A 14,277-nucleotide genomic window follows, 5' to 3' on the forward strand; every position below is an offset into this window, starting at 1 on the left:
TGTCGCACGGCGTACGGGCCAGTGCCTCCCTCGCCCCCGCCTTCGGCTCCTGAACGGTACCGCTTCAGGAGCCGTGGTCCCTCGGGCCGCACAGCCGGGTGGCACGCCCTGTCGGCGCGAGCGACGCCACCGGAACCCCGTTCGGCACGACGTACCGCCGGCTTCGAGCCCGGCTCCCGCAGGGCCGAGAACTGGCTGCGGCCGGTCTTCGGCCCCGGCACCGTGAACGGCGTCGTCCAGCGCACCGCCAACGACCGGCTGATCGCGCGGGTCAACTCGCGGGCGCCACCGCCCAGATCGACGCCGCCACGCACCGCTACCGGGTCGAGGCGGACGTCGCCCGCGAGGGCCGGGCGTTCTGGCAGTACGGCACGAGGACGTCCACGGCTTGGACGTTCGACTCCGGCCACGTGCACGTGGCCGCCCGGCTCGACTTGCAGGTGCTCCGCTACGACCTTGGCGCCGGCCTGCTCGGCGCGGCGCCCGCTGATCGTGACATCACCTTCGGTGTGTCCCTGGACAGGCCCGACGCCTCGCTGAAGGCCCGGGCTTCGTACGACGGCGGCCGGCCCTGCCAGGTCTGCGGTTGCTCCGGGCGTCACGTGATCGTCTAGGATCGCCGGAACTTCGGAGGCAGGGCCGCGCGGGCCGTGAGTAGCAGAGGATCATTCGTGCCGAGCCACATACGCTCGTTTTGGGTCGTGACCCCGGGGCAGGGCGCGATCATTGACTCCGAGGCCCGCCTGCCCGCCTGCCCGCCTGCCCGCCTGCCCGCCTGCCCGCCTGCCCGCCTGCCCGCCTGCCCGCCTGCCCGCTAATGCGGAGGCTGTAGTACGGACGCTGTACTCGGCGGTCAGCCGTGGTACCGAGTCCCTGGTCTTCCAGGGGCGGGTTCCGGCCAGCCAGTACGCCATGATGCGTGCCCCGTTTCAGGAGGGCGACTTCCCCGGACCCGTCAAATACGGGTACTTGAATGTCGGCCGCGTGGAGGAGGGACCTGCGGACCTGGTGGGCCGGACCGTGTTCAGCCTGTATCCGCACCAGACCCGCTTCAGCGTCCCGGCCGCCGCGCTCACCCCCGTACCGGATGGTGTGCCGCCGGAACGGGCCGTGCTGGCCGGGACCGTCGAGACCGCGCTCAACGCACTGTGGGACGCGCCGCCGCGGATCGGCGACCGGATCGCGGTGGTCGGCGCGGGCATGGTGGGCTGCTGCGTGGCCGCCCTCCTCGCCGATTTTCCCGGGCTCAGAGTCCAGATCGTCGACGTCGACCCGGCGCGGGCGGCAGTCGCGGAGGTGCTCGGTGCCGGCTTCGCCGCGCCCGATCGGGCGAGCGGCGACCGTGATCTCGTCTTCCACGCCAGCGGCACCGAGACCGGGCTCCGGCGCTCCCTCGAACTGCTCGCGCCCGAGGGCACCGTGGCCGACCTGAGCTGGTACGGGGACCGCCAAGTGTCTCTGCCGTTGGGGGAGTTCTTCCACTCCCGCCGTCTGTCCTTGCGCAGCAGTCAGGTCGGCGCCCTCCCGCCGGAACTGCGCGGGCGGTACACGCTCGCCGACCGGCTGGCCCTGGCGCTCGACCTCCTGCGGGACCCGCGCTTCGACGCGCTGATCACCGACGAGTCCGACTTCGACGATCTCCCGCGGGTCATGGCCGGGATCGCCGCGGGGCGGCTGCCGGGGCTGTGCCACCGCATCCGGTACAGCCCGCACTGACCCGCGTACAGCACCCCACTACGTCACCGCACAGCCAACCCCCGCCCGGAGAAGCCATGTTCAGCGTCACCGTCCGCGACCACCTCATGATCGCCCATAGCCTCGACGGCGAGGTGTTCGGCCCCGCGCGGCGCCTGCACGGAGCGACGTATCTGGTCGATGCGACGTTCCGGCGCCCGGACCTCGACGACGACAACATCGTCGTCGACATGGACCTGGCGGCCAGGGAGGTGCGCGGGATCGTCGGGGCGCTCTCGTACCAGAACCTCGACGACGACCCGGACTTCGCGGGGATCAACACCACTACGGAGTTCCTGGCCAAGGCCATCGCCGACCGCCTCGCCGCCCGCATACACGCAGGTGCTCTGGGGCCCGGTGCCCATGGTCTGACCGGCCTCTCCGTGCAGCTTCACGAGTCGCACATCGCGTGGGCCGACTACCACCGCGCGCTCTGACCGCGGGCGGGCGGCCGGATCACCCGTGGCCATCGCGTACAAGTGGACCCGCACCGCGCGTAGCTGACACGTCGTAGGTATGCTGCGGCGGACGGATGACCGGACGGTGTCGGGCGGAACGGGGGCCGAGTGTGGACGACGCGGTGGAACTGGCGGACATGATCGCGCAGTTGCGGGCCGAGCTCGGCCGGGCCATGGCGGACGGCGAGGGCGACGGACTCCGGTTCCAGGCGGAGAAGCTCGAACTCGAACTCGCCGTGGGAGTGGAGCGCAGCCGCGAGCCCGGGGCCAAGGTGCGTTTCTGGGTGTTCGACGTCCAGCACTCCGCGCGCTCCGCCCGCACCACCACTCAGCGCCTCACTCTCACCCTCCAGCCGGTGCGCACCGACGCGCCCGACCGGCCCGCACTGATCTCGGGTGCCGAGCTGCTCGATGAGGTCTGAGGCGCCGGCCGACGAGCCGGGCGGGCTCGACCCGCGCCGGATCGCCGAGATCATCGTCGAGGCGGAGCAGGGCGGGCGGCGGGGATCCGGCTACCGGATCTCCTTCGGCGCTGTCCTCACGGCTGCGCATGTGGTCGCGGAGGCCAGCTCGGTGATCGTGCGGTGTGAGGCCGACAGACCTGGCGAGTGGTCGGCTCCGGCGACCGTGGCTTGGGCGGACAAGGCCAGTGATCTCGCCGTGCTGAGCGTGGCTGCGCCACCGACGGCCCCCGCGGCCGTGACAGCCCCCCGCTTCGGGCGGGTGGCCGACGACCGGCACGGAGTGAGCGTCGTGCACGCCGCCGGGTTCCCGCTGTGGAAGCGGCGCCGCCGCCCCGACGGAACGTCCTTCCGCGAGCTTCACCAGGCCGACGGGACCGTGGCCGCGCTCTCCAACCTGCGGTCCGGAACCCTGGAGCTGACCGTGGCACCGGCCGGCGCCGATCCCGACCCGGGCGCGTCGCCCTGGGCGGGCATGTCCGGCGCCGCCGTCTGGGCAGGCCACCGCGTCATCGGAGTCGTCGCCGAGCACCACCGCGCCGAGGGGCCCGGCAGGCTCACCGCCGTGCGTCTCGACCACGCACTGCGCCGGCTCGGCGCGGTGGACCGCGCGGAACTCGCCCGACTGCTCGGTCTCGTGGACCCGATGGCACTGCCTGTCGCGGACGACACCGCCGCGCACGTCGAAGGGCCGCCACGGATGCGGGTGGTCGGGGTCCCTGTCGCGCACGGCATCGAGCTGTTCAAGAACCGCACCCGTGAACGCGACGCGATCGTGCGGCACTTGAGCGATCCCGCGATCCGCATGGTGACCGTCACCGGACGCCGGGGCATCGGCAAGAGCGCGCTCGCGGCCAAGACCATGGACCTCCTCGACCGCGGTGCCACCTGGCCGGACCCCGCCTCCGGGCCCCTCCCGTCCGGCATCGTCAACCTCTCCACGCGGACCACCGGAATCTCCCTGGAGCGCCTCTACTTCGACTGTGCCCGCCTGCTCGGCCCGGAACAGGAAGTACGCCTGCACACCGTCTGGGCCGCGGCAGGCACGACGCAGGACCGCCTGGCCGAACTGCACGCGGCCATCGGCGAGCGACTCGTCGTCATCCTCATGGACAACCTGGAGGACCTGCTCCACGACGACGGCACCGTCGCCGACAACGACCTGTCACTCTTCCTCGACTGGCTGTTCCGGGCCCGCTCCAGCCCCCGTCTCCTCGTCACCAGCCAGGTCCCCGTGCGCCTCGCACCCGAACTGCGGCGCTTCGCCGCCCACGTGGAACTGTCCGAGGGGCTCAGCCCCGCCGAGGCGGCCGCCCTGCTGCGCGAACTCGACCGGGACGGCAGCCTCGGTATCGCCGATCTGTCCGACGCCGAACTGCTGCACGCCGCGGTCCGCGTCCACGGCGTCCCCCGCGCACTGGAGCTCCTCGTCGGCGCGGTCGCCGACGACACGGTCCTGCTGCCGAGCCTGCAGGACGTACTGGAGGACTTCACCCGCCGCCACGACGTCGTCGCCGACCTGGCCCAGGACCGCTACCGTCGCCTCGCCCCACCTGAGCGCGCCGTCCTCGGCGTCCTCGCCGCACTGCGCACCCCGGTACCGCCGGACACGGTCGTACAGATCATGGTGGGACTCGACCCGGACCTGCCCGCGACCGACGCGCTCACCGCCCTTGTCCGCGTCCACCTGGTCTCCGCGGACAGGGCGAGCCGTACCCTCGCCCTGCATCCCATGGACGCCGACCTCGCCTACACGCAGATGCCGCAACAGGGACCTTTCGGGAGGCAGGCAGTGGAACGGCGGATCGCATCCTGGTACGCGCAACAGGCCAGGCCGCACGGCACCTGGCGGACCCTTGAGGACATCGAGCCGCAGCGACGGCAGTTCGACCACCTGGTGCGCGCGGGCGACTACGACGCCGCCGCGCTGCTCCTGGGCGAGATCAGCGAATGGCTCGTCTGGCACGGTTCGGTGCTCGCCGCGCTCTCCATGCACCTTGCCGTGGACGAGCACATCGCCGACGAGCGATCACGCCTCGCCCACCTCGTGGCCTACGGGCACGCCCGGCTCAGCGCGGGACCGATGGAACAGGCCGTCGACCTGTTCACCCGCGCTGTGGACCTCGCCGAACGCCTCGGCGACCAACGCGCCGTCCAGAAGGCCCTGTTCGGGCTCGGTGACGCCCACCGGCAGCTCGGGCGCACCGACGCCACCGTCATTCCGCTCACCCGCGCCGCCGAGCTGGCGCACGAACTCGGCGACAGCGAGCGCCAAGTCCACGCGCTGCTGTCCCTGAGCCTTGCCCACAGCTACCTCCGCGACGGTGAGAGTGCGCTGAAGGTCGCCGACCGGCTGGCCGAACTCGCCCGCCAGGGCGGCGACTTGCTCACCATCGCCCGCGCGGGCAACGCGCGCACCATCGCCCTGCTCGCCCTGGGGCGCTGGCAGGAGACCGCCGACGCGGGCGCGGAGACGGCCCGCGCCTACCGCGCAGTCGGCAGCCAGGAGGCGATCGCCTACGCGCTGAACGCGCGCGGTCTCGCCCTCCTGGCCCTCGGCGAACCGGCACAGGCGGCCCCCGTTCTCGAAGACGCCCGCCACGAGGCATCGTTGATGGAGAACCCCCGCGCCGAGGGTGTCTGTCTGCTCAACCTCGCTTGGGCGTACTGGTGCGACGGCCGTCTCCAAGAGTCCGTCACCGTCGCCGAACGCGCCTCCACCACCCTCCAGATCGCGGGCGCCGGCCAAGCGGCGGCGGCTCAGGACCTGGCCGAGGCCGCCCGCGCACTTCCTGCCGACCCCAGGACCGCTGCCACCGCCCTGGCCCGGGCGGCCGCCTCACTTGACGGTAACGCCGAGATCATCACTCCCGTATGGCTCGCCGACCACGCGCGGCGACTGGCTGATTGACCGGGGCGCGCTACCGGAGCCGTGCCCGTGAGTGATCAGCCGGCTGCGGACGGGCGGCGCCGCCCCACTCCTGACCCACGAGTTCCTGCGATTCCTGCGCGACGGCGGAACGACGGCCGCGACGGCGGGGAGCGGATCCGGCGCGGTGGGCGAGGATCCGCCGGGAAGTGTTCGTCTCACCGTGCCACGTCAAGCGCCGAGATCCTCGATCAGCTCGTCGATCACGATCTCCTCCTCGACCCGCACCCCGAAATCCTGCAGGGCGTGGGCCAGTTCGGGTTCCCAGGGGGATGCGGCAGGGCTGCCTGTCAAGGGTGGCAGACCCGTACGGCGGGCTGCTCGTCGGTAGTCGGTGGCCCGGTAGCGCCACGGCTGCCAGGGCGCGTGGCGCAGCAGCCCGGCGGCGATCCTGAGGCCTCCCCAGTCGAAGTCGCCGTGATAGTGCAGGGTGATGTCCTGGGCGTGCGCTCGGCGCAGCAGGGTGAGTGCGGCTGCCGAGGGCTGGCCCTGGAGACAGACGAGCGGTGGGCAGCCGGCGCCGTGGGCCTCCGCGGCCGCGGACAGGACCGCCGGGTTCTCGCAGATCCACAGCTGCTGGTGGGGCAACCGGGCTTCTGTGCGTGCAAGTTGACGTAGCGTCAAAACTGTTGGTTCGCCCACGTCGGCCATCCAGTCCAGCGCCGGCGTGCCCCGGAGGTTGAGGGCGAGGGCGGTCGAGGAGACGTCGTCCTTGAGCAGGCCGGCCGAAGCCCAGAGGTCGCGGCGTCCCTGGGCCCCGGGGCCCGGCGGGTGTCCGGAGAGGGCGCGCAGGCCGGAGAGCAGGAGGGTGGCCTGCGGCCGACCCTCGTCGAGGGCGTGCGCGTCGCCGAGCACGCGCGCGGCGAAGGTGCTCAGCGGGGCCGGCGGGTCGGCGGGCAGCTCGCGCAGGGCGTGGACCGTCTGCCCGACGAGGATCGCCGCGCTGTCCGGGTCGCGGGCGAGGCGACGTACAAGGCCTTCGCGCGCAAGGCGTTCGGCCCAGTCGGCCAGTGGGGTCCCGGCCAGTTCACCGAGCGCGGCGTACGCCGCCTGCCAGGTCCTCGCCTCGCGTTCGCGGGCGCCGCGCAGCGGTTCGACGGGGCCGCCGAGGGCGACCAGGGCGGAGGCGAGGCCGCCGGGGCTGACGCCGCTGCGGCGCAGAATGTCGTCCACCGTCTCCAGACGCACGCTGAGCGAGCGTCCGGTGCCGGGTGTGCGGCCGAGCAGCCGCTCCGCTGCGGCCCGCTGCGCCGCGCTCGGTGCGGTCAGGGTGACCGCTCCGCTGAGCGGTTCCTCGCGCGCCAGGCGCCGCCGGGCCCGTTCGACGAACCACGCCAACTCGTCTGCTCCCAGCAGTCGTTGGAGCCGCTCGGGGTCCACTTGGTGCGGGCTCATGGCCACAACGCCCCGTCCTGGGCCGGGTCGCCACTGACCGTCTCCCGCGGATCGTCCCGTCGTGTGCGAGCGGTGCCGTCCCATTCCCAGCGGGTCACGAGCACGGACGCGATCTCGTCGACACGGGACAACTGGGCGATGGCGATGCCGGGAACCTGCGGGTAGCAGGCCCATTCGCGTTCACTGGTCATGACGACGTCGAGGTCGAAGGCGTGCAGCAGCCCGAGGCACTTGGCGCGCGAGTCGTCGTCGACGCCGGCGAACGCCTCGTCGAGGGTGACCAGTCGCGGCGCGTACGGGCTCGTGGCGCTCGCGTAGTGGGAGGAGGCGGCGGCGAACAACGGGACGGACACCGCGAGGGCACGTTCGCCCCCGGAGGCGGGGCCGGTCGCCGGGACCCATTTGCCGTGCTGTTGACGCTCGATCCCGAACTCGTGCCAGGTGCGGTAGTCGAGGGCCTCGGTGAGGTGCTCCAGCCAGCTCCCGGAGGCGTCCTCGCTCTGGTGGCGGGCGATCTGCTCCTGCAGGAACGCCCCGACGGCCGCCCGGTCCTCGCGCGACCAGGCGTCCGCCGATTGCCGCAGGCGTTTGCGGGCCTCGCCGAGTCCGGCCGGAGCCCCGCGCACCGTCCGCCACACGAGCTTCAACCGCATCCCGGTGGAGGTGGGCCGCTCCTCCAACTCGGTGTTCATCGCGTTCACCTGCCGGTCGGCCGCGCCGATCAACTCCTGCAAGGTGCCGGCGACTTCGGTGAGCAGATGGGTCTCCAGGATCTCCCGCTCGTGGGCGGACAGGATCCGTTGCAGCTCGCCGACCTCGGTGGCCAGCGCCTCAGCGAGCTCCGCCACTGCTCGCTCGCGGCCCTGGTACACGATGTCGACGATCACGCCGTCCTCGACCATCCGCGCGGACGCGCTGTGGCCGCCGCGGGAGAGGCTGTCCTGCAGCTTCTTGAGCTCGGCGTTGAGGTGGGACTGGACGCGTTCCCAGGCTGCGTCCGTGTCCTCGGTGCGGGTCAGTTCGGTCTCGACAGCGCGGGCGAGGGCGATGGCGGGGGTGGCGGCCCATTCCGGGCCGCTCGGGTCGGGTACGGGCGCGTCGGGCAGGGCGAGGGCGAGCAGTCCTGTGGCCGCGAAACGCTGCAGCGCGCCGATCGCCTCGGCGCGGCTCGCGGTCGCCTGCGCCACATCCTGTTCCAGCTGGTCGATGCGGCCCTCGGCGCGACTGGCCCGACGGTCGGCGGCCGCCCGCTCCTCGGCCGTCGTACCCAGGACGGTTCCGGTTTCGGTGAGGGCGCGGGCGGTGTCGGCGAGGCGGCGCTCCATCTCGGCGACGGCCGTGCCGACCGTGGAGCGCAGCGTGGTGTGGTGCTCCTCGGCCGCGGTGGCCAGGTGGGCGCACTCCTCGGCGCGCGAGGCGAGTTCGGCGGTGCGCTCACCGGCTTCCTCGGTGTCCGTGCGCTCCTGGGTGACGGCCGTCTCGGCCTCGCCGCGTGTCCGCAGCGCGGGCCAGAGCGCGGCGAGGGCGACCGTGTAGTCGGTGAGTGCCTGGCGTACGGCGGCGAGCGCGTCCCGGGCGGCGGGCAGCGCGAGATCGGCTGCCGTGTCGACGAGAGTGGTGCGGGCCTGCGCGGCACGTTCGGTGGCGGCGGTCACGTCCTCGGCCCGCTCGTCGTGCCGCTCCTGGGCCCGCCGAGTGGTAACGCCCGCAGCCGCTGCCCCGGCGTGGGCCTGCCTGAGCGACGCCTCGTCGGGGACCGCGGCCAGCTCGGCGTCCAGGGTCCGCCGCCGCCCGGCGACGCGCTCCAGATCGGCGACGATGGCCGCCAACTCCTGTTCCAGCTCTGCGAATTCGCTCTCCAGTGCGGTGATGCGGGCGCGCCGGGCCTCCTCGCGTGCCCCTTCGCCGATGTACTCGGCCGACGACTTGGCCCAGCTACCGCTCAGCGCCCCGGCCTGGAACCGGCCGTCGACGCTCACCCAGGTGTCGCCGCCCCCACCGAGGCCGATCGCGCTCAACAGGCGTTCGACCGCGGCCTCGCCGACGGCCGCGGCGAGGCTGTCGCCGTGGTCGGGCGCCGGACGCAGCAGCTCCCCCAGGTGCGGTCCTGGCAATGGCGCACCAGGGGTGAGGAGAACGTCGTGGCCGTCGCGTGCATCCTGGAGCACACCGTCGGGTCGTACCCATGCGTCAAGGAGCCCGGACGCTTCCAACGCGGCCTCGACACCCGCCCGTTCACCGTCCCCGAGGGCGCCTTGACGGAAATCGACCAGGCGCCACAGCGGTGCGCCGGGCCGCCCGTCGCGCACGCCGGGGGTACGGGTCGGCGGCGCCGCCGGAGAGGGCTGACCGCCGGCCTCCAGGAGGGCCAGTTCGGCCCGCACCTCGCCGATCCGGGCCTCGGTCTCGCTCTGCCGCCCTGTCAGGCCCGCTTCCACGTCGGCGAGTCGCTGCCCGGCGGTGCGATGGGCACGGGCTGTCTCCTCCTGGGCGGGTCCTGGTCCTGCCAGGTGGGTGACCCAGTCCTGGAGCCGGTCCAGCAGGCCGACCGGGTCCGCCACCCTCAACTCGGTACAGGCGTCGAGGTGTTCACGTACGCGGTGGACCAGGCCGAGGCCCGCCTCGGTGACCGCGTCCTCCGCCTCGGCCTGCCGGGCGCGGTGCTGGTCGAGCTCGGCCGCAGCGTCGTCGAGGCGGCGCTGAGCCGCGCTCCGCTCGGCGTCCGCCTGCTCGGCGCCGCGGACCAGCCGCTCCACATGGTCGACGGTGCGGCGCCTGCGGGCGAGTGCGTCGTCGGCCGCCTGCTGCATCTCCTGCACGGTGGCGCCCGCCCGCTCGATGTCCGGCTCACCGTCCAGGGCCGCCGCGCGTGCGTGCTCCTGGGCCTGTGCGAGGGTCCGGTTCACCTGCGCCGCGGCGGCGTCGGACCTGTTTTGGGCGGCGCCGAGCCGGTCGAGGGCGCGCGTGTGCGCGCGGGCGGCGCGGTCGCGGTCGGCCGCTGCCTGGGTGTGCGCCGCCGCCGTACGCCCCGCCTCCTGCGCGGCACGTTCCAACTCGCGGGCGCTGCGCATTTCGGGGCCCGCCCGCAGTGCCGTGTCCTGCGCGGTGAGCCGGGTCTCGGTCTCCTCCAGTTCCGCGATCCGCGCGTCGGCCTCGGCCCGCTCGCGGGCGGCGTCGTCCCGCTCCTCCTGGGCGTGGGCCAGGTCGCGGCCCAGGTGCTCGTAACGGGCGTGCTCGCTGCGGGGCAGGCGGGCGCGGCGGCGGGCGGCGACGCGGGCGTAGCGGCGGTAGTGATCGAGGAAGGCGCTCGCCGCGTGCTCCGCCTCCGCCGCGGCCCGCAGTGCGTCCTTCTCCTCGTCCAGCGAGCGGAACGCCTCCGCCACGTCCGCGACGACGGCCTGGTCCATCGGGGGCAGCGCCTCGGTCAGCGCCTTGGACAGGGCCGCCTCGTTGGGCCGCTTCGACAACTGTGGCTGGCGCAGCTGTACGAGCAGGTCCACCAGCGCCTGATACCGCTGCTCGCCGAGCCCGAACAGGGCCTCGTCGACGGCCCTGCGGTAAGCGCGCGCCTTGTCGTACACCATGCCGTGCCCGGCGATCGCCTCGGCGAGACGGTCACGGCCCAGCGCGCTGCCGGTCGCGTCGAGCAGGCTGAGGTCCGCGCCGACGCGCTGGTCGGTGACGGCGAACCAGTGCCGGGCGATGCCCCGCCCGGCCACCGCCTTGAGCCCGCACAGCAGCGTACGGACATGGGTTCGCCCTGCCTCGTCGAGGCGGCCGAACTCGATCCAGGTGTAGCCGAGCCGCTCCGGATGCGGATGCTCTCCGCCGAGCAGCAGATTCCACTCCATGCGCTTCTTGGGGTCACCGTCGGGCTCGACCCGGCGCGCGGACAGGTCCCCGTCGAGGAGCAGGGGCAGGGTGAGGGCGAGGACCTTCGACTTGCCGGTGCCGTTGTTGCCGCGAAGCAGCAGCCGGCCGTCGCGGAACCAGAACTCCTCGTCGTCGTAGTAGAAGAGGTCGACGAGGCCGATGCGCAGCGGCTGCCAGCGGCCTCGGGCGGGGGCGGGCAGGGGGCGGGGGCCGGTCATCGCTGCGGGGCCTTCCGTGCGGGGGAGCGGGGTTCGAGGACGACGGTGTCGCCCACGGCGTAGCGGGCGAGCGCCGGGCGGGGCGCCGCGCCGCCGGGTGTACGTGTGATGAGACCGAGGGCGGCGAGTTTGGCCAGTGCCTGCTCGACGAGGTCGGCCTCGGCGCCCGCCTCCTTCGCGCTCTTGGCCCAGAACCCGGCGTGTTCCACGGCGAGTTCACGCACGCGGTGGTGAAGGGCCGCGACCGGGACGAAGCCGGCGGCGGCCGCGAGGTGTTCGGCGAGCAGCAGGGTGACATGGCCGTGGGTGCCCTGCTCCGGCATCCGTACGTCGGTGAGGTCGTCGTACGGGTCCACCATCGCGATGCCTTCGGCGCGTACCTCGGCGACCAGACCCGTCAGCTCACCGATGCGGGCGAGGATGAAGGGCCGCTGTTTGGTCAGGTAGGCCAGCTCGGCGTCGTTCAACTCGTCGTAGTAGAGCACCGGGTCGTCGATCAGTCGCCGGGTCAGGTGCTGGCGGATGGCGCTGAAGCGGGCCTCCTCGGTGTCGAGGCCGCTGTCACGGGTCAGCTCGGCGAGCCGCTGGTACGGGTCGTCGTGCACCGCCTGGATCACGGACGGGCCGTGGCGGGTGGCGAGCAGCCCGGCGAGCACCCGGCGCTCGACGTCGTAGAGGACGTCGCCCGCGCCACTGACGTACGCCTCCTCGTCGCCGGCCACCCGGCGCAGCACGCCGAGGTCGAGCAGGACCTTGACGACGGCTGCCAGGTCGAGGCGCTCGTCGCGCCGCTCCAGGGTGAACTCGACGCCCGCAGTGGCCAGTTGCGGGTCGGTGGCGTCCATCACGATGTGCTCGGCGAGCCGGCCGAGCGCGATCTGTGCCTCACCGCGCTCCAGGGCGGCAAGGGCCAGGCACAGCAGGACGTAGCGACGCCGGCTGAAGGGGGCCGCGGACCGGGTGGCCTCGCGCGCCGGATGGCTCGGGTCGTCCAGCCGTCCGGGCGTCTTGCGCAGCCGGGCGGCCTCCGCGTCCACCTGAAGCGGCCAGCCGACGTTGCGCTCGAACCATGCGCGCAGCTCGGAGGCGTGCCGCCGGACCAGGCGGAACTCGTCCGCGTGCGGGCCGTGTGCGAGCAGCAGCGGGCGCTTCAGTAGGGCCCGCGCGGCGCGACGCAACTCGGCGGCACGCTGCCCCTCCAGGACTTCGGCGAGCGGCGTACTCATCGTTCCCCCTCCTCCCGCTTGTGCGCCGCGACCAGGTCGACGATCTCCACCAAGTGGTCGGGGCCGCGCAGTATCCCGTCCGGGGTGCGGATCTCGGCTTGGCCGCCGCCCGGCAGGAGCGCCAGTCGGATCTCCATGGAGCCGTCGTTGCTGGTGGCGACCGTACGGGTCATGCCGGGCCGCCAGGTGGCCAGCGCGTCGCCGAGCAACTGCAGGAACAGGCCGAAGGTCACCGGGTCGAGCTCGCCCATGTCCGACAGGCGTATCTGGGCCGAGGTGGCCAGGCGCTGCCGGGCCGCGGTGATCTGCGCGGACTGCCGGGCCGCGAGCTCGGCGAGGGCACGCCGGCCCGCCGACCGGTCCTCGACCTTACGGGCCCGGCCGCGCCGCTCGTAACTTCCGGTCCGCCGCAACTGCGGGCTGATCCGCAGCGGTTCGGCCCGCTCCCACGGCGTGGCCGGCGGCACCGGCTCGGCGTCCCTGGCCGTCAGTGTGTCGCCGTCCACGGTCAGGTGTCGCGCCGGGTACAGGCCGAACGCGGCACGCCACAGCCGGTGCCGTGCCGCGTCGTCGGGCGCCTCGGCGAACCATCGGGCGAGCACCCGGAAGTCCGCGGACCGGTCCGAACGCCCGGCACGCCGCTCGTTCAACATCCTTACAACGGCAAGAAGTTGGGGAATCGCGCCGAGCGCCTGCCCGCGCAACAGGCGCGCCTGTGAGGGACGCCCCTCGCCGTCCGGCCCTGACAGGAACCAGGCCCGCAGCCCCGCCCAGCGTTCCCGCCACTGCTCCAGGGCGGCCTTCTCCGCGCTTTCCGCCTCACCGGGCGAGGCGTCGGCGGCTTCGCGGGCGGCGGCGATCCGCAGCAGCGGCTCCATCCCCGCGCTTACTTCCGCTCCCGCGCCGGAGGCCGCCCCGGCCTCGTCGAGTTCGGTCAACAGCAGTGCGATCCGCCCGCCCAGTGTGATGAGGTCCTGGATGAACCGCTCCAGGTACTGGATCAGCCGGTCCTTGTAGGAGAGAAAGTCGTCGACCTCCACCTCGTGCAGGTCGATGGTGCGCTGCAGAGAGCCCATGAACGCCCGCGCGTTCTCGGCGAGCGCGGCGAACCGGCTACTGAGCGCGTCGAGGGTGAGATGGGTCACAGCCGGGTCGGGTGCGTCCTCCGCGGTGAGTACGAGCAGCGCCCGCAGGTGCGTGACGATGTCGTGCAGCGCCACGGCCTGCAGTGCGCCCCGACGCCCCATCGCCTCACCGAAGACCGCGAGGGCCTCCTCGGCGGCCTCGCCGGCCCGGGTCAGCTGGTAGATGAACCGCTTGCGGTAGAAGTCCTCGACCGCGGTGACCCGCGCGGTGTCCGGATCGGCCCGGAGATTGCCCCATCCGACCAGGCTGTCCAGCGCCTTGGCGACGTCCTCGACATCGGCGGGGCGCCGCTCGGCAGGCAGCGCGGCATGCACGTCCTCGGGCCGCAGATGCACTGTGAACCGGTCCTTGGCCACCATGAAGGCGTCCATCACGGCGCGGTAGAGCGCGGCGTTCGGCACGCTCAGATGCGTGAACGAGGCGTAGGCGTCGGTCGGCCGGGCGGCAGGTGGTGGTGACATCATCGCCCGTCATTCTCCCGGGATGGACTACGTCGGTGGAAGCGGGTTCCCGAGGGGCCTGCCGGCCTCGTAGGTCACCCTGTGGGGCTCGAAAAGCCATCGTCACAGGTCAAGTCGCGTACTGCGTACTGGAACTGCCCGGCGCCCCGGCGCCCCGTCGAGCGTCGACGAGCCCGACGGAGAACGACTGCTCATACTCGCGTTGATCGACCATGTGACCCGACGTCTCCGGAACTCCGAGGCGGACGTGGACACCGAGCCTGCAGCCGTCAACCGTGCGGAGACCCTGTTTGAACATGGCGTCACGGCACTCCTGTTCGGGGCGACGGAGGCCGCCGCAGCCCTCGAACGATGCATTGAATGTCAGGGGCAAGCG

Annotated in this window: 9 protein-coding genes; 5 read left to right on the top strand and 4 right to left on the bottom strand. The window is 73.0% G+C overall.

From position 1 onward, the window contains the following. Positions 1 to 98 precede the first annotated feature (98 nt). The 5 genes from ACIRHA_RS04385 (at position 99) to ACIRHA_RS04405 (ending at position 5,564) form a co-directional block, all read left to right on the top strand. Positions 99 to 614 (top strand): hypothetical protein, encoded by a 516-nt coding sequence (locus ACIRHA_RS04385; protein ID WP_403839691.1) that lies wholly within the window; start codon positions 99 to 101, stop codon positions 612 to 614. Between the two features lie 370 nt (positions 615 to 984). Further along, complete coding sequence (locus tag ACIRHA_RS04390) at positions 985 to 1,716, top strand: zinc-binding alcohol dehydrogenase (protein ID WP_403839693.1); 732 nt, start codon at positions 985 to 987, stop codon at positions 1,714 to 1,716. A gap of 56 nt (positions 1,717 to 1,772) precedes the next feature. Further along, positions 1,773 to 2,171 (top strand): 6-pyruvoyl trahydropterin synthase family protein, encoded by a 399-nt coding sequence (locus ACIRHA_RS04395; protein ID WP_403839695.1) that lies wholly within the window; start codon positions 1,773 to 1,775, stop codon positions 2,169 to 2,171. A gap of 131 nt (positions 2,172 to 2,302) precedes the next feature. Then, positions 2,303 to 2,614 carry a trypco2 family protein gene (locus ACIRHA_RS04400; protein ID WP_403839697.1) on the top strand — a complete coding sequence of 104 codons (312 nt, stop codon included), beginning with the start codon at positions 2,303 to 2,305 and terminating at the stop codon, positions 2,612 to 2,614. Beyond that, positions 2,604 to 5,564, top strand: coding sequence for a trypsin-like peptidase domain-containing protein (locus tag ACIRHA_RS04405; protein WP_403839699.1), 2,961 nt, complete (start codon positions 2,604 to 2,606; stop codon positions 5,562 to 5,564). The genes ACIRHA_RS04400 and ACIRHA_RS04405 overlap by 11 nt, the downstream gene beginning before the upstream one ends. Positions 5,565 to 5,753: 189 nt before the next feature. Here the strand turns inward: ACIRHA_RS04405 and ACIRHA_RS04410 are convergent, their stop codons facing one another. The 4 genes from ACIRHA_RS04410 to ACIRHA_RS04425 are packed head-to-tail and all read right to left on the bottom strand — an operon-like array spanning position 5,754 to position 13,901. Then, on the bottom strand, positions 5,754 to 6,977 hold the full coding sequence (locus ACIRHA_RS04410) for a TIGR02679 family protein (RefSeq protein WP_403839701.1): 1,224 nt from the start codon (positions 6,975 to 6,977) through the stop codon (positions 5,754 to 5,756). Continuing rightward, positions 6,974 to 11,068, bottom strand: coding sequence for a TIGR02680 family protein (locus ACIRHA_RS04415; RefSeq protein ID WP_403839703.1), 4,095 nt, complete (start codon positions 11,066 to 11,068; stop codon positions 6,974 to 6,976). Before ACIRHA_RS04415 ends, ACIRHA_RS04410 begins: the two co-directional genes overlap by 4 nt. Beyond that, a complete protein-coding gene (locus tag ACIRHA_RS04420) occupies positions 11,065 to 12,294 on the bottom strand; it encodes a TIGR02678 family protein (protein WP_403839705.1) in 1,230 nt (409 codons plus the stop codon). The genes ACIRHA_RS04415 and ACIRHA_RS04420 overlap by 4 nt, the downstream gene beginning before the upstream one ends. Continuing rightward, positions 12,291 to 13,901, bottom strand: coding sequence for a TIGR02677 family protein (locus ACIRHA_RS04425; RefSeq protein WP_403839707.1), 1,611 nt, complete (start codon positions 13,899 to 13,901; stop codon positions 12,291 to 12,293). Before ACIRHA_RS04425 ends, ACIRHA_RS04420 begins: the two co-directional genes overlap by 4 nt. Between the last annotated feature and the right edge of the window lie 376 nt (positions 13,902 to 14,277).

Source organism: Streptomyces sp. NPDC102360 (assembly GCF_044766085.1).
Taxonomy (GTDB): Bacteria; Actinomycetota; Actinomycetes; order Streptomycetales; family Streptomycetaceae; genus Streptomyces.

What these genes read in the sequence shown, in the direction of transcription:
- ACIRHA_RS04425 (WP_403839707.1), bottom strand. Translation starts at nt 13,901, where the DNA reads ATGTCACCACCACCTGCCGCCCGGCCGACCGACGCCTACGCCTCGTTC.
- ACIRHA_RS04395 (WP_403839695.1), top strand. Translation starts at nt 1,773, where the DNA reads ATGTTCAGCGTCACCGTCCGCGACCACCTCATGATCGCCCATAGCCTC.
- ACIRHA_RS04420 (WP_403839705.1), bottom strand. Translation starts at nt 12,294, where the DNA reads ATGAGTACGCCGCTCGCCGAAGTCCTGGAGGGGCAGCGTGCCGCCGAG.
- ACIRHA_RS04405 (WP_403839699.1), top strand. Translation starts at nt 2,604, where the DNA reads ATGAGGTCTGAGGCGCCGGCCGACGAGCCGGGCGGGCTCGACCCGCGC.
- ACIRHA_RS04410 (WP_403839701.1), bottom strand. Translation starts at nt 6,977, where the DNA reads ATGAGCCCGCACCAAGTGGACCCCGAGCGGCTCCAACGACTGCTGGGA.
- ACIRHA_RS04415 (WP_403839703.1), bottom strand. Translation starts at nt 11,068, where the DNA reads ATGACCGGCCCCCGCCCCCTGCCCGCCCCCGCCCGAGGCCGCTGGCAG.